This is a genomic window from Neisseria sp. P0021.S007 (assembly GCF_051956855.1).
This window is the reverse complement of record NZ_JBQCXA010001047.1, coordinates 1-542: the sequence shown is the minus strand read 5'-3', so window position 1 is coordinate 542 and position 542 is coordinate 1. Positions and strand designations below refer to the sequence as shown.

Sequence of the window (542 nt, the reverse complement as noted above, 5' to 3'; positions counted from 1 at the left end):
CAAGTATTCGGCCTGACCCTGCCTTTGGTAACCAAATCCGACGGCACCAAATTCGGCAAAACCGAAGGCGGCGCAGTATGGTTGAACGCGAAGAAAACTTCTCCGTATCAGTTCTACCAATTCTGGCTGAAAGTCACCGATGCCGATGTGTACAAATTCCTGAAATACTTTACCTTCCTGTCCATCGAAGCAATCGACGCCATCGAAGCCAAAGACAAAGCCAGCGGCACCAAGCCAGAAGCGCAACGCATTCTTGCCGAGGAAATGACCCGCCTGATTCACGGTGAAGAAGCCCTTGCCGCCGCCCAACGCATTTCTGAAAGCCTGTTTGCCGAAGACCAAAGCCATCTTACCGAAAGCGACTTCGAGCAGCTGGCACTCGACGGCCTGCCAACGTTTGAAGTTTCCGAGAGCCTCAACGTGGTGGAAACTTTGGTGAAAACCGGTTTGGCGTCTTCCAACAAAGAAGCACGCGGCTTTGTCAACAGCAAAGCGGTTTTGCTCAACGGCAAACCTGCCGAAGCCAACAATCCGAACCATGC

1 protein-coding gene is annotated in these 542 nt (G+C 52.6%); it reads left to right on the top strand.

The features are described 5' to 3' along the window. Window positions 1-542: tyrosine--tRNA ligase (tyrS, locus tag ACTHUR_RS17445; protein ID WP_440399976.1), on the top strand; the 542-nt coding region annotated here is incomplete at both ends.